Source organism: Desulforhopalus glucosivorans (assembly GCF_054397165.1).
Genome location: NZ_AP044854.1, coordinates 4561006 through 4579197, shown reverse-complemented (window position 1 = coordinate 4579197; position 18192 = coordinate 4561006). Strand labels below are relative to the sequence as shown.

The following is an 18192-nucleotide window of genomic DNA, read 5'->3' as shown; positions in this document are numbered from 1 at the left end:
AAATTCGACACATTTTACACAACTGGTCGTCTTCCTCAAATAGTAACACAGAACACACCCCGATAAACGGTAAACAACAACTATGATTAAGGAGACCAGTATGAACAGTTTTACTCATTCCAGAATACTTTCCGTGGTACTCACCACATCTTTTTTGGTACAAGGTTGCAGCCCTCAGATACCAACAACCGAGCCAGAAGATAAGGTCAAACATGCTACTATAGGGAAACAGCAAACAGATTTTGATAGCGCTAAAGCGGGAAATACGATTCCTCAAATTTCAACTCTTAGCGACGTTGCCTTAGTCTCTGAACAAGTAGCTCAGAAAGGTCGCCACAAAGAATTACATAAACGTTCACTCAACTATGCTGCAACCAGTGCCGCACCCCCGAGTCCATCCCACTTTCTGCCGACGCCTCAACACTACTCCCAAGAATCATATAATCCTGTCTCCGAACAATCCTTTATAGCTGCCTCCAATGACTCTCTTTCCACCTTTTCAATTGACGTTGATACCGGATCATACGCCAATATTCGCCGCTTCCTGCAAAACGGCCAAAAGGTTCCTGTGGGAGCCGTTCGAATTGAAGAGATGCTCAACTATTTTGAGTACGATTATCAACGTCCAGAGAAAGACCCGGTTGCAATATCCACAGAGCTCGGCCCATGCCCTTGGAACCAGGATCACCAGATTGCGATGATCGGCCTTAAAGCCGCTGAAATATCTGCAGAAGCCCTTCCTCCCTCAAACCTTGTATTTCTTATTGATGTATCAGGGTCAATGAATCAACCACAAAAGTTGCCCCTGGTTAAGAAATCTATGAAGATGCTCACCAAACAGCTTTCAGCAAGGGATAGACTTGCAATCGTTGTATATGCTGGTAGTAACCGTGTAGTCCTGCCACCAACGTCAGGAGACCAAAAAGATACAATTACCCAGGCCATTGACCAACTTCACTCTGGAGGATCAACCCATGGATCGGCAGCCATCACAAAGGCTTATGACCTTGCCCATCAAAACTATTTTGCTGGGGCGAATAACCGGATCATTCTCGCCTCGGATGGGGATTTTAATGTTGGTGTTACCGACCGTAGTGAACTAACCAGACTCATTGAAAATGAGCGTGAAAAAGGAGTATTTTTGACTGTTCTTGGTTTTGGAAATGGCAATTACAAAGACGACACCATGGAAATGCTGGCTGATAAGGGAAATGGTAATTACAGCTATATTGACTCTCTTCTTGAAGCCAAAAAGGTACTGGTGAAAGAGAGGCTCAGCACCCTCTACACCCTTGCAAAAGACGTCAAACTTCAGATAGAGTTCAATCCGGCACTTGTAGGTGCATACCGGCTTATTGGCTATGACAACAGGATTCTAGCCGATGAGGACTTTGCAGACGACACAAAAGATGCAGGTGAAATAGGCGTCGGTCATACCGTCACCGCCCTTTATGAAATTATTCCACCAGATAGTTCAGATATACCTGAAGTCCCTCAACTTAAATACAAACAAAATATTCGTAATAAGAACACAATAGGGGATGAAATCCTCACAGTGAGCCTCAGGTACAAAGATCCTGTAAAAACAGAATCCAAGCTTCTTAAGCATACCCTGAAACAATCCAAGAACAAACTTAAAGAAACAAGTAATGATTACAGATTCGCCACTGTGGTTGCATGGTTTGGTATGCATTTACAGAATTCTGAATATCTCAAAGCAGTACATTACACAGAGCTTATCGATATCGCAAAAAACAGTAAAGGAAATGATAGTGAAGGCTTAAGGGCAGAATTTATTAAGCTTGTTGAGACAGCAGAACTTCTTAACAACTCATAATGAACCAGTATGGTTAACAACGAGCCCCTTTACAATTTTATTTATATTTATTATAATTTATATTGTTAGGAGCAGATGTTCATAACCTACCATCCAGATCAAAAAGGAGTGTTCTATGACGGTTAAAATATTCATAAAAAGGAACGTTACTACAGAAAATGTTCTGGCTCTCACCCTGCTGCTCAAAAAACTCCGTAGTCTAACGTTAAACCAACCCGGATACATTTATGGAGAAACATTGAAGAGAGTTGATCGCGAGGATGAGTGCATGGTTATCTCAACTTGGCAATCTATAGAAGACTGGAATGCTTGGCTTAACAATGAGGAAAGAGCCACTATTCAGTGCGAAATTGACCTCCTTCTCGGACAAGAAACCGACTACTCTGTATACGAAGTATAATCCCTCCCTAAAAAGACTGTACCCCGCCACAACAGTGTGGTACAGTCTTTCTCCACGTAGACGAATCCAATTCATTTATTGTGCATAGTAAGCGACTATGCACATATCTAAAAAAGTACGTTAGATCAGAAACATTTGTACTTTCTATTTACGTTACTGTTTTGATTCCCCCCTATACTCTGTGGTACTCTGGGGCCCTTCGTCTTTTAACATACCAATAACAATTCAACTCAAGCGAGGTTAGGACCAAATGTTATTTGAAGGTGTTAAGCTAATGATTGTAGGCATGACAACCGTCATGCTATTTCTTTGCCTTATGATTCTGTTCATCAATCTCATTGCCTATTTCACTAAGGGTGAGGCTGCAAAAGAACTTGATGCCATAGCAAAAGAAAGAGAACTCCAGGCGCTTAAAAGAAAACAGGCCAAAGAAGCTGCATCCGTTGATGCTGATGATGACATCGCAGTCATTGCAGCAGCAGTTGCTGCATATGAAGCGGAACGCTTTGCACAAGCCTAGGCCCTTTTGGCTGGAGCAAAAGAATATTAATCGGTAAAAATTGTAGTATTAGAGTCAACAATTTATACGAGGAGATGAACGGTGAGTAAAAAAGTTATTCAATTCATGGACACGTCTTTCAGAGACGGTTTTCAATCTGTATTTGGTGCCCGGGTTTTCACTGATGACTTCATGCCCGCTGTCAAAGCATCTGTAGAAGCTGGTATCACAAACATCGAAGCCGGCGGTGGTGCCCGTTTTCAGAGTTTATTTTTCTATTGTGGTGAGTCCGCCTTTGACATGATGGATCGCTTTAGAACTGAAGTTGGTCCCGACGTTGCCCTGCAGACACTTGCCCGTGGAATTAACGTGGTGGCACTCAGTCAATGCCCCCGTGATATCATTGATCTCCATGCCAAGATGTTCAAAAAGCACGGAATGACCACAATCCGTAACTTCGACGCACTCAACGACGTTCGTAACCTTGAATACTCAGGTGAACGTATTGCACATCACGGTCTCAACCACCAGATCGTTGTTTCCATGATGGAGCTTCCACCAGGATGTTCCGGTGCCCATGATCCGGATTTCTACATGGATCGCCTCAAGCAGATCCTCGATGCAAACATTCCATTCCATTCCATCTGTTTTAAAGATGCCTCAGGAACCTCAAATCCAAGAAAAGTATATGAGACCCTGAAGGCTGCCCGTAAGATCGTTTCTGACGACACCATACTCTGGTTCCATACCCACGACACAGCAGGTCTTGGAATTTCGCAGAATATGGCAGCCATTGAAGGTGGTGCTGACGGAGTCGATCTTGCCAAGTCTCCTGTAAGTGGAGGTACCTGTCAGCCTGACATCCTCTCCATGATGCACGCCCTTAAAGGCACCGACTATACTCTCGATCTCGACTATGAGAAGGTTATCGTCGCCTCAGACGAATTTGAAGAAGCGATGAAAGATTACTTCTTCCCACCAGAAGCGAAGATGGTTTCTCCTAAGGTTACCCTGTCTCCAATGCCTGGTGGCGCGCTTACCGCCAACACCATGATGATGCGTGATACCGGAACCCTGCACCTCTACGGCGATGTTATCAAAGAGATGGCTGAAGTTGTTGCCCGTGGTGGTTTTGGTACCTCTGTTACCCCAGTATCCCAGTTCTACTTTCAGCAGGCATACCTCAACGTAACCCAGGGTAAATGGAAGAAAATTAATCCTAGTTATGGAAACATGGTTCTTGGCTACTTTGGTCGTACTCCTGTTCCTGCTGACCCTGAAATCATTAAGCTTGCTTCAGAACAGCTTGAAAAGCCTGTTTTCACCGAAAATCCTCTCGATATTCTCGAACCCGGTATTCCTAAAGCGACCAAAATCCTCCAGGAAAACAACCTTCCGGTTAATGACGAAAACATCTTCATTGTTGCAAGTTGTGAGCAAAAAGGGTTGGACTTCCTCCAAGGTAATGCCGTCACCAACATCCGTAAGATTACCGATGAGCCAGCAGAAGCCAAAAAGCCTGCTGCTAAGGCTACGGCTGCTCCTGCTGCTGCGTCCATTGGCCCACGGGATTACACTATCACCGTAAACAACAAGCCATACAACGTTTCTGTTTCTGAAGCAGGCGGTATCCAGGCAGCACCCGCAGCCACAGCTGCTCCGGCTGCAGCACCTGCCGCTGTTGAAGGTACTGATGTTGAGGCCCCAACTCCTGGCAACATTGTTAAAATAATGGTGGAAGTTGGCAGCGCAGTGACTGTTGATCAGCCACTCGTTGTTATGGAAGCGATGAAGATGGAATCGGAAGTCAAGTCGCCATGTGCAGGTAAGGTGCTCGCCATTCATGTGGACTCCGGTGATACAGTTCAGGCCTCTGACCTGCTCTTTACCATCGGCTGATTGCGTTTAGGGTACCTTGAAAAATCAGATAATTCGTCAAAATTCGAGGCACATGAAAAATTTTACCACAGGCATATACCTATATTCCGAGGATAAAATTTTGTGTGTAACGAAGAAGTTGGGCGAAATAGCAATTTTTAAAGGTAGCCTATAATTTCAGGCCCCCTCAAATACGTCCGGGGGCCCATCGTTTTGCTTTTACCGGGATAGTATTATGAAAATCAAAATTTTCATGGTTGTTCTGCTGGGTCTGCTTTTGCCCTGGACCTCCTTTGCTGAAAGCAAGGATGGTACCATTGCAATAGTATCTCCTGCAGACGCTAAAATAAAACGGGTTCTGGTTGCACCCGGTGACTACATCTACAGTGGTGATGAAATCGCTACCCTGAAGGCGGAGGATGGAGCAGTTATTGTTCTTCGTGCGGGGAAGTCAGGAAAAATCACTGAGCTAAACGTCACCTCATACCAGAAGCTCCACAAGAATGACCCTATAGGAACTATTCAGACTTCTGAAATTGTAGCGGAAAAACCCACCATCGAAGAGGATCACGCCCTTCCTCCCATATCTGATCTTATTGGTAATTTATACAAGACAACAGGTATTTACGGAATAATCGATGGTCAACTCAATAAGGATTGGACTGTTGGAATTGGTCGAGTTCTGATGATTTTTGTGGGCCTTCTTCTGATGTATCTGGGGATATTCAAAAAGTTTGAGCCACTCCTACTCGTACCCATCGGGTTTGGTGCAATTCTCTCCAACATCCCCATGGCAGGAATCGCCGAACCAGGCGGAATTCTCTACTATATCTATGAAGTGGGTATCACCACCGGTGTCTTTCCTCTGATCATATTCATGGGTGTTGGTGCATTAACTGATTTCGGTCCAATGATTGCCAATCCTAAGACTATCCTTTTAGGTGGCGCAGCACAATTTGGTATATTCACCACCCTGCTTGGCGCTCTTGCGCTTTCTGATCTGGTTCCCGGGATCAATTTCTCTCTGGCCGATGCCGCTGCAATTGGTATCATCGGCGGGGCTGACGGTCCCACAGCAATCTTTCTCTCTAGCCAGTTGTCACCACGACTTCTGGGGTCCATCGCCATTGCAGCCTACTCATATATGGCACTCGTACCTCTAATTCAGCCGCCAATTATGAAATGGCTCACAACTGAAGAAGAAAGACAGATCAAGATGGTTCAGATGCGCCATGTGTCCAAGCTTGAAAAGATCATTCTTCCTCTCTTAGTACTTGGAATCTGTACGACTCTGCTTCCTTCGGCGGCCCCTCTTATCGGTATGTTTATGCTTGGTAATCTGGCCAAAGAATGTGGTGTTGTGGACAGACTTACCGATACCATCAAGAGTTCATTGATGTATACCGTCACCATCTTCCTTGGTCTAGGCGTTGGCTCCAAGCTGTCTGCTGACAAGTTCCTTAACCTTGAGACCTTAGGTATCCTTGCTCTTGGTATGGTTGCCTTCTGTATTGGTACTGCAGCTGGTGTTCTTCTTGCCAAACTTATGAACAAGATGAGTAAGACTCCTATCAATCCACTGATTGGTGCAGCCGGTGTCTCTGCTGTACCGATGGCTGCCAGAGTTGTTAATAAGGTAGGTCTTGAGGCCAACCCTCAAAACCACCTGATCATGCATGCCATGGGCGCCAACGTTTCCGGCGTTATCGGTTCTGCTGTCGCTGCTGGTGTGTTACTCGCTCTGTTGTAAAACAGCACCATTGTTTACTACCAAGAGGGGTCGGTCACTTTACTGTGGCCGACCCCTTTTTTATTCAACTTCTTCTGCGCAAGCAATATATTTTGACCAGTTGCACTCAAGTTTAACCGTTTTAACTTTTAGTGGTTAATTGATGCTACTGCCGTGGTATCTTGCAGATTGCCTGACATACTTCATCTGTGCATAACAGGTAGTAAGTAAACTATATTATATTTATAAATGAACAGGTAAACCCAGTATGCCAACACCAAACTTGTATAAAAGGATATCTTTGAGATACTATCGATATCGCTGGTACTATCTTGGGATGGTTGGTATTGGCGTCTTTGTCTGCATGTTATCAATACTGGTTTCGATAAAGCTACAAATTAACTTGTTTCCTCTGCTTGGGGTTGGCTGGTTATTGATTATTTGGGGATGGGGAATATTTTTAATAATTCATTGGTATGGACAGCAATCTAAATTTTCTTTAAAACTGTCAAAAAATTTGGTTGCAATCAGGGAATGGGGAAGTGCGATTTTTTTGAACACATGGTTTCTTGCTGGTAGCATTGGAGTGCTTTGTTTTATATGGAATTCAGTGTAGCGTATCATTGCTCCATTTTTTAATACGCTCATGGAAGACAATACTTTCTTAACAAGGTGAGAAGATAATCGTAATATGGAATATAAATTAGTTGATGTCACAAATTCAAATGAAATAGCAAAACTTGCTGTATGCTTGATTAATGAAATTATAGAAAGAACAGGAATTGAGCATTTTAATGTCGATGTTCCGCTAACGACAAATTTATGTGATAATTTTATCAAAGATGGCCACTATCAGGTTGTCGCTGCTTTCGACAATGATACGATTGTTGGATTTGGTGCTATTTGTGAAAGCCGATCTCTTTATGCGGCAGGTGTGTTCGGCATCATTCAGGAGTTTTATGTTTTATCTGAATACCGATCACAAAACATTGGTAAGCACCTTTTAGAAAAAATTGTTGAGTATGGAAGGTCAAAAAACTGGAAGCGTTTAGAATTATGTACGCCCCCAGTTCCAGAATTTAATGGCACAGTTGATTTTTACCAAAATAACGGCTTCGAGATTACGGGCGGATATAAAATGAAATATGCATTTGTTTAACAAATCGCTACTGTCGGACACATTTTATGCTGCGCTTCAAATTTGCGGCAGAGCACTGCGGTTGCTCCATGTTGTAGTTTCGTGTGGTTGATAGTATCTAACTATCCTGATTCCTACAAAAAGTTAATACAATCACTAGAGAGTCAAATTAGTACATAGTACGACATTTAAGAGAGGTACACTGAAGTTCGCCTGATGATAACTTCAGAGTTACTCCATTGTAGAACACCTCAAGGCACCATACGTTCATTTTACTCATTGGAACGGGGATAATGAGTAAAACACGTCTAACCTTTTGTCACAAAGCTTCTGTAATATCTTCTACCCGAAAAACTAAAACGGTCAAACCCAAAGCTTATTTCATTGGCGGCTCAAATCGACCGCTTGGCCAGGACGGTGTTGCGACAGCACTTCCCAGTCCATAGCCTATCAAGCGATATCGAAGCTCGAGTAATTGCTCTACCAGTCTACTCTCAACTTGTGCATAAGCCTCTTCATCTGGAATACGTTTCACCACAATACCCAAGAGTTCAGTGATTGCGTTTCCCACCGAATTCTGACTGATGGTGACTATCAAACGACCTTTATCATCCCTGTACAAAAGCTGTTTATACGCGGGTTGCCAACGTATCTCATTGGCAAACATAGGATCTTCAATCACCTGCAAACGTAAAATCCGTGCGGCTTGATGAAGCTGATTGGAGTACAGGAGGATATTTTCGATCTGATCCGCATATTGCGAATCCTTTGGAACCTTGGTGTCTCCCGAGGCAACCAGATTAAAAAATGTCCTGTAAAACTCTAAAAAACCACTCAAAACCATATCATACTCTTTCCAAAACTGTCCTTTATTCAGCTGCTCAGCCCCGCCGACAACCTCCCAACTTGGTAAGCCCTGGGGGTAACCTGTTATCGATAACTTACATTCATCAGGTGGAATAGGACGCAAGACCTTCAAGTCCAGTACATCAAAAAAGCGCAGATACACATCACTTAGATAGTTGAGAAACAGACCATTTTGCCCACTATCTGTCAGATTTGGATCATCAGCACTCGCAGGAGGAGACGCTGCAAGGAGGGACTTTTCAAACACCATAAAATGGTTGTGGATCATCCTGATACTCGGCACACCCGGCTTATTGATTGGCCATGTCGCGTCAAGGCTTGCCTCCCCACAAAACAGGAGATGTTCGTCCGGGTCCGGATATTTTTCAAGCATATACTGCAGGACAACGTTCGTCATCCTGCTAAAGGTCAGATTTTCATCCCTTGTGAGCTGGTCCCTCCTGACAGGACGTCCCATGGGATCCAGTACCTTTGTCGATGTGTCGTATATTATTGAAGTGTCAAAAAGATTCGAGTGACCAAAAGCCTTCCTATACAGTAAAAAGCCCTCCTCGGTTCGCAACAGTCCACTTTCCCGACTCAAATGTCTCAAATTACATGGGCTGTTGTAAAATTCAGTTGGTGCTACTCCATTAGGTATCTCCGTTGGTATCGGACGATGTGGAGTGACGACTTCTCTTGGGTAGGAACGACTCATATAAGCTCCAATCGGTTAAAAGAACGGTCACTTCAGACGGCTTCTCCTGAAAACGATATTGCTCATTTGAAGCTACCATATTCCAGGCTGAACACTCAAGTACCAGAAACAGAGAAATGCATCTTTATGTTAGATTATATAAGCTGTACGTGGTTGGTTATTGTACTGGCGAGATTAAATGAAATGAGCTGAAAAGAGTAGAGCTTTCCCACAACGACTAATGTATCTGCTTTGACTCGACGGATTGCCCAAGCCAAAAAAAATCTCCCTTTTAAAAGGGAGATTTTAGTATATTTTACCTAAACCAAGTTATAAACTCAAAAAGTCTAAAGTCATCGAACATGGTTAATTTGCGGAGCCTTTCTCTCAATTGTTCTCTTGTAACTCAAGGCAGGCATTCCAAACCCCATGGTATAGCCAATTTCGTGATTCTCAGGTATTCCCAATCGAGCTTTAAGGGATGGCACAAGCTCTGAAATAACAAGGGTGGCAAGACCATTCCAAATGGTACCTACACCATTTGCCTGAGCATACATCTCAAATGTGGAAAGGGCGATGACAGAATCATGGAGAGGTGCGGCACTATCCATATCAGCAGAGACTATGAGTAGATGGGGAGCACCTCTAAAAAGAATATCTTTGCCCGCCGCCTTCCAGCCATCAATGATGTCGACAAACATCTCCATACCTTCAGGAAGATTGCCATCAGCAATAAGCTTTTCAAGGCCCGCAAAGGCCTCATCACGCAGGTCATAGACGATTCCCTTGTCTTCAACGATGGTATACAGTAATTGCCTGTCGTTATGCGCACTCGGTGCATGGGAGGCAACGTGGACCATCTTTTCAATGAGCGCAGGATCGAGGTTTTCATCCTGATAATTGCGGTTGGATCGACGCTTCTTGATGAGCAACTCAACGGCCTCAGGAGATGGAACAGCCGCTTTCTCAAGGGAAACACCTTTTTCAGGGGTATAACCCAGAATGGATAAAGACCCTTCACTGCACACAGCAACACAGTGCATACAACCGATACAAAACTGCTCCAGATCCTCAGTAATCGTTGGCAAGTTGGTATCCATACTGATAATCATAGCTGGACAGTCGCTTGCACACTGGCCACAGCTTATACAGGTTTCTTCATCTATAATTAAATCGAGCATCTCATTCCTCAAAATTTCTTAACTTACAGTTTTAGTGACAATTTCTTTGTCAAAATAATTGACCGACATTCCTGCGTCAACCACTATGGTTTGACAATTGATGCCAGACGATCGTTCAGAGAGTAAAAAGGCGGCTGTATTGGATGCCTCCTGGGTCGTTAGTGCCTCTTTACGCAGAATTGCCTTTTCAGCATAGAGATAACTATCAATGTATCCTGGAATACCAGCTGAAGCTGAGGTTTTAAGCAATGCAGGTGCAACCGCATTAAAACGTACCCTGGAAAACTCAGAAAAGGACTTAGCAAGAAAACAGAGTGACGAATCAAGAGCCGCCTTAATTGGTGCCATATACCCATAGTTTTCAGCAGCCATCTTCGTGGTTGAGATAGTAATTGTCACCACAGATCCATCTTCAGCCAAAAGATCCTTGAAGTGGTTGGCAATGCTGATAAACGAAAAGCAGGAAATATTTACAGCCTGGAGAAAATCATCCTTTCTTGTTTCATGAAACGGCTTCATACCATCAGAATAGTTGGCAAAGGCTATGGAGTGGACGATGCCAGCAACTTTTACTCCCCCAAGATCTTTTTCAACCTCTGCCCTTACCCGGATTATGTTTTCTTCATCTTCAACATCGCAGATGTACACTGGTGAATCAGGAAAGAGTTTTCTCGCATTTTTCACCCGCTCTTCTGAGCGAACCACATGAATAACTTTTGCTCCCTGCTCCACAAGGGTTTTAGCGACTGCGCAGGCGACTGATTTTTTATTTGCCAAACCAAAGACGATGAATGTTTTGTTCTCTACTTTTAAAAAGTCCATATTTTCGCGTGCTACAAAGATTAAATTAAATTTGAATTGTTATTTTCTCGTTTATTCTGGCAGAAGTTGGGTAGTAAGACACTAAAACCTGTATACCAGACCAAAAGAAAACATAAGGCTGTAAATAAGCGAAAGCCTTGCTGTACTTGCCAAGAGCTCATTTAAATTAGTTCCAAGATCACACTCAACTTTCACCATAAGAGAGTGGGCCATGGGCAGGGTGGTAAAGGGGAGAAGGATAAAAGCATCCGCCATCCCGCTAGCAAGCATGCAGACAGGAACAACATAACTGAGCCAAATGAGAGCCTTATACTCCATAATGGTACGATAACGTCCGAGCATTACTGCAAGAGTGCGTTTACCCGCCTTTGTATCAGTATCAATATCCCGCAGGTTGTTTACCACCATAATGGCCGTTATAAGAAGACCGGGAGGTACCGCAGCCGCTAGTGCTTGCATGGTGAGCTGCTGGGCCTGAATATAGTATGTTCCACCCACGGCCACCAGACCAAAAAATATAAAAACAAAGATTTCCCCAAGACCATTGGAGGCGAGGGGAAAAGGTCCCCCACTATACGCCAGAGCTGCCAGTACTGAGGCAATCCCGATGAGGATAATTGGAATTCCCCCGACAAAGCCGAGATATATAAATACAAGAGCTGCCAGAATGAGAGAAACAATCATCCCCCGTTTAACGTCCTCAGGAGGGATAAGACCACTCTGGGTTACCCGAACCGGCCCCTGTCGTTCATCAGAATCAATATTATTTTTAAAGTCGAAGTAATCGTTGGCTAAATTAACCCCAATCTGCAATAACATCGCCCCTAGAAAACATCCCAGGGCGGGAAGAAGCAAAAACCTGTCATCGGACAGAGCAACAGCTGTACCAACTACCACCGGCCCCACTGCAGCAGGAAGAGTTTTAGGTCTAATCGCAAGCCACCACAGGCCCAACTTGGACAGATTTTTATGATCCTGATTTTGCATAACTTTAGAAAACACTATTTATATTTAATCTTCTTTCAAAAAAATCATTCAAAGCAATGAGATGGTCTCTGAAAAAAATTTGATATCACGAAAAACCTACACCTAAGTAGATCGATTTTTTTTGCGATCCAATCATGGAATGAAGAGATGTTTACTTACCTTCCGCTCTATAGCCTGAATGGCAAAATAGAGCAGAACACCGAGTAACCCCATTCCCATAATCCCAGCATACATTTCCTTATACAGTAGTACCTGATAGGTCTCGATGACAATATAATAGCCAAGACCATAGCTGGTAAGAGACTGCTCTGCAATAAAGAGCACCGCGACCGCTGTACCAACTGAAACCCTTAAGGCAGTTAAAACAGCCGGCAAAGAGGCGGGCAAATACACATAGCGAAATAAGGCTCTTCTTCCTGCTCCCAGAGACTTTACCGAGAGAATAAGTTCCTTTCGTAAACCCGAAGCCTCATCGCGGACCACAACTAAGATCTGAAAAAAAATGATGATCGCAATCAGGGTGATTTTCGAAAAATCACTGATCCCCATAAGTACGTAAATAACAGGGAGAAAGATGATTTTGGGAATCGGATAGATAATGGCTATAAGCGGCCCTACAACCCTGTCCACCTTGGGCATCTGCCCAAGGAGCAGCCCTAAGGGCGCGGCAAAGATTGTTGCAAGAATAACTGCAGCCAGCACCCGCCCGGACGAAGCCAGAAAGTGCAAGCCTAACTCCCCCCACATATTTTTAAGAAACAGGGGGACCACCTCAATGGGCGATGGCAGTATGGGACGGTTTACTATGAGCGAAAAAAACTGCCAGATAGCAAACAACATTACAACACCTGCGAGTGTGGAAAGAGGTGTGGTCTTAGTTTTCATCCAGATGTCCCTCCTGCAAAGTCAGCACCCGCACCCTGTCGATACCCGGCAAGAAGCTCATGGAGTTCACTGCACTTCTCCCTGAACTCAGGGCTGTTTCTTTTGTCCATGGCACCAAGAAGGTGGTTGTCTACAATGGTCGGCTGACTATTACAACTCTCAGATAACACAAGAATCTTTTCCCCTAGAACAACTGCCTCTTCTATATCATGGGTTACCGTAATAGAAGTTAAGCCAGATTCTTTATGAAAACTGTTCATCACCTTTTGCAACTCTTCTCGAATTGGCGCATCAAGGGCTGAAAATGGTTCGTCCATCAGCAATAAATCCGGCTCAAGCACCAGGGTTCTTGCAATGGCAGCACGTTGTCTCTGCCCCCTTGAGAGCTGTGATGGGTACATATGCTGAAGATGATCAATCCCGAGCCATTTCAACCAGTGTTGTATTCGCCTTTCTTCCTTTTCATGGTCAAAGTCTACATTTTCTGGAGAATGTTTACCATCTGCACCATAAAAGTGACGAATTTTGTGACCCAGGCGGGTGTTGTCATAAATTGATGCCCAGGGCAATAGACCATGATCCTGAAGGACCAGTCCTGTTGAAGGCCGTGGTCGCTTTATTTCTTCCCCACCCACCTGGATGGTTCCACCAAGGGGAATTTTCAAGCCCGCCATAAGAAAAAGCAGTGTGGTCTTACCGCAACCGGAAGGTCCGATAACTGTCCATGCCTCACCCCGTTCTATTGTGAGAGTAAAGTTATCAAAAATATAACCTCCGTCGCCATGGGCGAAACGGAGGTTTTCAGCTGAAATCATCTATTGTACCAGTTACTTGGCTAAGAAATCCGCAGTCACAGACTCTTCATAGCTTAAGGGCGCAGTGATAAGGTTTTTATCCATCATCCAGGCCATAACATCGTCCCACTGGGTCTTGGTGGGCAGCGCTTTTCTTGGCATGGGTGGAATAACAAATTCCCCCTGGATATTTTTTGGAACCCGAATTTTTTTAAGCATCAAAGCCTGATGTCCTGCCGGATCCGCATTGAGGTCACCCGCTGCCCGGTCCCAGGCGATCATAAAGTTCTTCACCAGCTCAGTTTTGCTGGCAAGGGTCTCGCTTGAAAAGGTGATGACTGAGGCACTCACATCCCGACCTTTCGTGTCACTGACAACCTCAACAGCGCCACCTTTAATCGCAGCCGCTCCCAAAGGATCAGGAAGAGTTACCGCTTTTAACTGTCCCTGCAACAGGAGTTGCAGACGCTCTGGCAACACGGGTACAGACTTATATGTAATCTCATCATCTTTGAGTCCACCTGCGGTCAAAAGACGGGTGGAGATATATTCAATGACAGTATTTTTTGAAATACCGATGGGAACTCCTGCAAGATCAGCCACACTACTTATTCCGCTACCGGGTGCTGCAAGAATTCTAAACAGCGGGTTATCACCAATTGGAGACCGCGCAATGGATACTATCTTAACCTGGTTTTTGTCCCTGTTAAAATTAGCCGCACCGGAAATTTCATTGATCATTCCATCAACTTTTCCAGCCTGCATCAACTGATCACGCTCAACGGCACTACCCACAGGCAGCGCTTCTACTTCAACACCCAGCTCTTTGAAATATCCTTTCTCAAGGGCAACATACACCGGCAGAACATCTGGAATAGGCAGTAAGGCCAGACGAAGAGTTGCCTTATCCTCCCCACCAATTGCTGTTAATGGAGAAACCACACAAATTAACAATAATGACACACATAAAAATGACAGTTTTCTTAACATATCACTCACACTCTTGGATTAAATTCCCCAATCTAGTAAATAGAGGGGTCTGATACGATGATACAGGATAGTATGTACTTCCTGTTTACGCTATGCTCAACTTATATAGCCTCTTTCTTAACGAAAAACCCATAGTTCCTGCAACGTAAAACATGCAAAAATATATTATTGGTATCGATACCGGCGGCACCTACACCGATGCGGTCCTTCTTGACACTGAGTCCAACACCATTATTGCAAAAACCAAGAAGCCGACGACCCATTTTGATCTCTCTGTTTCAACAGGCGAAGCCTTAGCCAATCTCTTGAAGATAAGTGGTGCCTCGCCCCAGCATATTAAAAAGGTTGTACTCTCCTCAACTCTTGCCACTAACTCTGTGGTGGAAAATAAGGGCGCCCGGGTTGCAGTGATTGTCATTGGCTATGTTAAACACTTTAGCCTGCCCGTGAAAGCTGTAGTCTTTGTGAAAGGTGGACACACTATTGTTGGCGAGGAAGAAGAACCCCTGGAACTTGAATATCTTGTTGAAGTGATCCAGGGACTGCAGAAAGAAGTGGATGCCTACGGTGTCTGCTCAGCCATGTCAATTAAAAATCCGGCCCATGAGATGGTAGCTGAAAAGGCGATCGGGATGATTGACCCGAAACCGGTTTTCTGCTCTCACCGTATCAGTGATCTTGCCGGAATGGAAGAGCGGGCCGCCACAGCCGGCCTGCATGCCAAACTCATGCCTATCATGGAAGAGTTTACCCAGGGTGTTGGCCAGGCCATGGAAAAACTCCAACTCACGTGTCCTGTTCTTGTTATTGGAGGAAACGGAAAAGCCATTAGCGGAGACAAGGCCATCCATGAGGCTGGGCTTACTGTGGCAAGCGGGCCTGCATGCACAGCATCTTTTGGTGCAACTCACTCAAGTGCTGAGCAGTGTCTGGTTATCGACGTGGGAGGAACAACCACAGATATCGCCATGATAGAAGATGGGCAACCTCTTATGAGTAAAGAAGGCTGCCAAATTGGACGATGGAGAACCCATGTTGAGGCAATTGACATGCACACCGGTGGGATCGGTGGTGACAGCCATGCATTTGTTGATGACAAGGGCATACTCACCCTGGGTCCTGCGAGAGTCACCCCCCTCGCAACCGCTGAGTCCCTCCCCCCCCTGACGTCATGGCTTGGCACCGGTGGAAATAATAAACTGATCTGTCTCTACCCTGGTAGCGGAGATGCACTTCCCACAACCGAAGTTTCTGCACTTTTACAAAGTGCAGGCCAAATTACTCCTGCAACCATACGGGAAAAAACAGGGTTGAGCGGAATTCCCCTTGATAAGGAGCTGGAACAACTCACAAGACAGCAGTTAATCTTCGAATGTGGTTTCACGCCCACCGACGCCCTGCATGTTCTTGGTAAAATCAACATAGGTAACCGCGATATTGCACTTGAAGGAGCAACAATTATTGGTCGTGCCTGCGGAATGGAACCTCAGAACTTTGCCCAGTTCGTCATTGATACAACGAGGGAAAAGATAGAAAATCTTATCATCGATCACGTGATCAAACACTACTGGGGGAATTCCCTGACCTCGTTTGTCTCAACACGCAATAACCACCCTGTCCTCGGAGTGGACTTCAGGATCAAAACACCCCTTATCGGAATGGGCGCGGCGGCTCCATTTCTATTGCCAGAGGTTGCCAAAAGCCTAAAGACCACTATCTTTTTTCCTGACAACTGTGAGGTTGGAAATGCCATCGGAGCAGCTATGATCGGCATGGATAATAATCTATAATTTTATATCGACATGAGAATACTCTGCGTTGCAGACACCGTCACACAATCCCTGCTAGAACCTGTTGGAGAGGGAGTTGACATTGGTACAATCGACCTGGTTATTGCCTGTGGAGATTTGCCGCCAGAGTATCTCTCATCTCTTAGAAACCATTACAACGCACCGCTCTATTACGTACTGGGTAATCATGATCTTCGCTACCAGAGTGCGCCACCAGTCGGCTGTGGTCATATCGATCGTCGCATGTTCAACTTTTCAGATCTTACCATCTGCGGTTTTTCAGGCTCGAGATGGTATAATGGTGGAATAAATCAATACACTGAAAAAGAGATGACGCGTTTTATAAAGAGAATGCGCTTTAGTCTCTGGCGCAGTAAGGGCGTTGACATTGTCGTTACCCATGCCCCACCCAGGTTTATTAATGATGCTGAAGACCTTTGCCACCGTGGCTTTAGGATTTTTCGCTGGTTTATTGACAAATACAAACCACGCTATTTCCTGCACGGACATATCCATGCCCATTTTGAGGATGACTCAGAAAGAATCACCTCCATCAACTCAACCTCGGTAATAAACTGCTATGGTTACTATGTTCTCGAAATATAAGCCGCTCAAGGCACTGAAAAACCTTGTTACAGGCAACACAGAACCTGTGGAAGAGGACTCTCGCAGCTTTAATGTTCGTCAGGAAAAGGAAAAGGCCTATGAGGCCATTGAGAGGGGTACTCTTATGGTTCCCCTTGAAAAAATTGTCGGCAGCGTTGGAAGGTACCACGACTTTGACAACCAGTTTAAAACCCATCACTCCAGTAAAAATGAGCGTCTCCAGGGTATTTTGGGCGCAATGCGAGATGGAAAAAATCTCCCTCCAATTGCTCTCTATCAGATCAAGGAAGACTTCTTCATTCTAGACGGCCACCATCGCTTTAAGGCGGCAGGAGAGTTGGGCCATACCCATATTCGTTCTCGGATTGTTGAGCTACTCCCCAGTAAAAACACCTTTGAAAACAACCTGTATAATGAAAAAATTGGCTTCAAGGATAGGGCAGGACTCTCAGAATGTCCTGATCTCACCGAGCCGGGGCAGTGTAAACACCTTGAATGGCAGGTAGAAGAACACCAGAAATTTCTCACATCCAAACGTAAGCAGGAGGTCACCTTTAAAGAGGCTGCAACCGATTGGTATTCTTCAATCTACCGACCCCTTTTTACACTTATTAGAAACAGCCACCTTGTTAACTCATTCCCGAATCGTACCGTGGATGATCTGTATCTCTACATCTCTGTACATCAGTGGGAAAAGGGCAAAAAGAGAAAGTACGGCATAGGAATTGATAAACTCATTCCCACCGATATGGAGGCATTCAGGGATAAAATGGCCGAGCGTAAAGAACAGGAATATCCAGAGATGAAACGGGAGATCACCGTTTTTGTTCTCATTAATATTGAAGGAAAATACGAACAACCGATCATGGACAAGCTTCTCGCCTTAAAAGAAGTTCAGGAGGTACATGCCATCCATGGTTCCATTGATCTCCTTGTAAAGATCATCTTGATGAGGGACCTTCTCTCTTCCGATGCGGAGCTGATATCACAGTTTATTCAATCCAGCATCCGTCAGTGGAAGGGCATTGTCTCTTCACAAACTCTCATCCCAGGTATTTCAAAGGTAAAAAGTAATGATCGCTGTCATATCTAATCCCCATAACAATTTCTGGA

Annotated in this window: 17 protein-coding genes and 1 pseudogene; 11 read left to right on the top strand and 7 right to left on the bottom strand. The window is 44.7% G+C overall.

Translation table 11 applies throughout. The features are described from left to right. Positions 1-100 precede the first annotated feature (100 nt). From ACX6CI_RS19585 to ACX6CI_RS19550, 8 genes and pseudogenes are all read left to right on the top strand, one after another. Complete coding sequence (locus ACX6CI_RS19585; protein ID WP_458775345.1) at positions 101-1837, top strand: vWA domain-containing protein; 1737 nt, start codon at positions 101-103, stop codon at positions 1835-1837. Between the two features lie 115 nt (positions 1838-1952). Beyond that, complete coding sequence (locus tag ACX6CI_RS19580) at positions 1953-2237, top strand: antibiotic biosynthesis monooxygenase family protein (protein WP_458775344.1); 285 nt, start codon at positions 1953-1955, stop codon at positions 2235-2237. Positions 2238-2487: 250 nt separating this feature from the next. Next, positions 2488-2757 carry an OadG family transporter subunit gene (locus ACX6CI_RS19575; RefSeq protein ID WP_458775343.1) on the top strand — a complete coding sequence of 90 codons (270 nt, stop codon included), beginning with the start codon at positions 2488-2490 and terminating at the stop codon, positions 2755-2757. An 81-nt stretch (positions 2758-2838) separates the two neighbouring features. Beyond that, a complete protein-coding gene (locus ACX6CI_RS19570; RefSeq protein WP_458775342.1) occupies positions 2839-4635 on the top strand; it encodes a biotin/lipoyl-containing protein in 1797 nt (598 codons plus the stop codon). Between the two features lie 214 nt (positions 4636-4849). Next, a pseudogene (locus tag ACX6CI_RS19565) lies at positions 4850-5125 on the top strand (biotin/lipoyl-containing protein); the annotation flags it as partial. Positions 5126-5248: 123 nt separating this feature from the next. After that, entirely contained in the window at positions 5249-6364 is a 1116-nt protein-coding gene (locus ACX6CI_RS19560) for a sodium ion-translocating decarboxylase subunit beta (RefSeq protein WP_458778491.1), read from the top strand. Between the two features lie 247 nt (positions 6365-6611). Continuing rightward, the gene (locus tag ACX6CI_RS19555; RefSeq protein ID WP_458775341.1) at positions 6612-6959 is read left to right on the top strand and encodes a hypothetical protein; all 348 of its coding nucleotides are present in this window, start codon (positions 6612-6614) and stop codon (positions 6957-6959) included. A 75-nt stretch (positions 6960-7034) separates the two neighbouring features. Continuing rightward, positions 7035-7502: a GNAT family N-acetyltransferase gene (locus ACX6CI_RS19550; RefSeq protein WP_458775340.1), complete on the top strand. Its 468-nt coding sequence runs from the start codon at positions 7035-7037 to the stop codon at positions 7500-7502. Between the two features lie 355 nt (positions 7503-7857). Here the strand turns inward: ACX6CI_RS19550 and ACX6CI_RS19545 are convergent, their stop codons facing one another. The 7 genes from ACX6CI_RS19545 to ACX6CI_RS19515 form a co-directional block, all read right to left on the bottom strand. Further along, positions 7858-9045 carry a hypothetical protein gene (locus ACX6CI_RS19545; RefSeq protein WP_458775339.1) on the bottom strand — a complete coding sequence of 396 codons (1188 nt, stop codon included), beginning with the start codon at positions 9043-9045 and terminating at the stop codon, positions 7858-7860. Positions 9046-9377: 332 nt separating this feature from the next. Next, a complete protein-coding gene (locus ACX6CI_RS19540) occupies positions 9378-10205 on the bottom strand; it encodes a nitroreductase family protein (RefSeq protein WP_458775338.1) in 828 nt (275 codons plus the stop codon). 18 nt (positions 10206-10223) lie between these two features. Then, a complete protein-coding gene (locus tag ACX6CI_RS19535; RefSeq protein ID WP_458775337.1) occupies positions 10224-11027 on the bottom strand; it encodes an enoyl-ACP reductase FabI in 804 nt (267 codons plus the stop codon). 81 nt (positions 11028-11108) lie between these two features. Then, entirely contained in the window at positions 11109-12014 is a 906-nt protein-coding gene (locus tag ACX6CI_RS19530; RefSeq protein WP_458775336.1) for a 1,4-dihydroxy-2-naphthoate polyprenyltransferase, read from the bottom strand. 132 nt (positions 12015-12146) lie between these two features. Beyond that, complete coding sequence (locus ACX6CI_RS19525; RefSeq protein WP_458775335.1) at positions 12147-12899, bottom strand: ABC transporter permease; 753 nt, start codon at positions 12897-12899, stop codon at positions 12147-12149. Then, positions 12896-13714 (bottom strand): ABC transporter ATP-binding protein, encoded by an 819-nt coding sequence (locus tag ACX6CI_RS19520; protein WP_458775334.1) that lies wholly within the window; start codon positions 13712-13714, stop codon positions 12896-12898. Before ACX6CI_RS19520 ends, ACX6CI_RS19525 begins: the two co-directional genes overlap by 4 nt. Positions 13715-13726: 12 nt before the next feature. Continuing rightward, entirely contained in the window at positions 13727-14683 is a 957-nt protein-coding gene (locus tag ACX6CI_RS19515) for an ABC transporter substrate-binding protein (RefSeq protein ID WP_458775333.1), read from the bottom strand. Between the two features lie 152 nt (positions 14684-14835). Here ACX6CI_RS19515 and ACX6CI_RS19510 point away from each other — a divergent pair, with 152 nt between their 5' ends. The 3 genes from ACX6CI_RS19510 to ACX6CI_RS19500 are packed head-to-tail and all read left to right on the top strand — an operon-like array spanning position 14836 to position 18172. Then, positions 14836-16473, top strand: coding sequence for a hydantoinase/oxoprolinase N-terminal domain-containing protein (locus ACX6CI_RS19510; protein WP_458775332.1), 1638 nt, complete (start codon positions 14836-14838; stop codon positions 16471-16473). Positions 16474-16485: 12 nt separating this feature from the next. Continuing rightward, positions 16486-17079, top strand: coding sequence for a metallophosphoesterase family protein (locus ACX6CI_RS19505; RefSeq protein ID WP_458775331.1), 594 nt, complete (start codon positions 16486-16488; stop codon positions 17077-17079). Continuing rightward, positions 17063-18172, top strand: coding sequence for an Lrp/AsnC ligand binding domain-containing protein (locus tag ACX6CI_RS19500; RefSeq protein WP_458775330.1), 1110 nt, complete (start codon positions 17063-17065; stop codon positions 18170-18172). Before ACX6CI_RS19505 ends, ACX6CI_RS19500 begins: the two co-directional genes overlap by 17 nt. Positions 18173-18192: the final 20 nt, after the last annotated feature.

Bases quoted from the DNA above. Each gene is read 5' to 3' on its own strand.
- ACX6CI_RS19510 (WP_458775332.1), top strand. From the start codon at position 14,836: ATGCAAAAATATATTATTGGTATCGATACCGGCGGCACCTACACCGAT.
- ACX6CI_RS19520 (WP_458775334.1), bottom strand. From the start codon at position 13,714: ATGATTTCAGCTGAAAACCTCCGTTTCGCCCATGGCGACGGAGGTTAT.
- ACX6CI_RS19530 (WP_458775336.1), bottom strand. From the start codon at position 12,014: ATGCAAAATCAGGATCATAAAAATCTGTCCAAGTTGGGCCTGTGGTGG.
- ACX6CI_RS19525 (WP_458775335.1), bottom strand. From the start codon at position 12,899: ATGAAAACTAAGACCACACCTCTTTCCACACTCGCAGGTGTTGTAATG.
- ACX6CI_RS19555 (WP_458775341.1), top strand. From the start codon at position 6,612: ATGCCAACACCAAACTTGTATAAAAGGATATCTTTGAGATACTATCGA.
- ACX6CI_RS19580 (WP_458775344.1), top strand. From the start codon at position 1,953: ATGACGGTTAAAATATTCATAAAAAGGAACGTTACTACAGAAAATGTT.
- ACX6CI_RS19575 (WP_458775343.1), top strand. From the start codon at position 2,488: ATGTTATTTGAAGGTGTTAAGCTAATGATTGTAGGCATGACAACCGTC.
- ACX6CI_RS19500 (WP_458775330.1), top strand. From the start codon at position 17,063: ATGTTCTCGAAATATAAGCCGCTCAAGGCACTGAAAAACCTTGTTACA.
- ACX6CI_RS19535 (WP_458775337.1), bottom strand. From the start codon at position 11,027: ATGGACTTTTTAAAAGTAGAGAACAAAACATTCATCGTCTTTGGTTTG.
- ACX6CI_RS19505 (WP_458775331.1), top strand. From the start codon at position 16,486: ATGAGAATACTCTGCGTTGCAGACACCGTCACACAATCCCTGCTAGAA.
- ACX6CI_RS19515 (WP_458775333.1), bottom strand. From the start codon at position 14,683: ATGTTAAGAAAACTGTCATTTTTATGTGTGTCATTATTGTTAATTTGT.
- ACX6CI_RS19550 (WP_458775340.1), top strand. From the start codon at position 7,035: ATGGAATATAAATTAGTTGATGTCACAAATTCAAATGAAATAGCAAAA.
- ACX6CI_RS19545 (WP_458775339.1), bottom strand. From the start codon at position 9,045: ATGAGTCGTTCCTACCCAAGAGAAGTCGTCACTCCACATCGTCCGATA.
- ACX6CI_RS19585 (WP_458775345.1), top strand. From the start codon at position 101: ATGAACAGTTTTACTCATTCCAGAATACTTTCCGTGGTACTCACCACA.
- ACX6CI_RS19540 (WP_458775338.1), bottom strand. From the start codon at position 10,205: ATGCTCGATTTAATTATAGATGAAGAAACCTGTATAAGCTGTGGCCAG.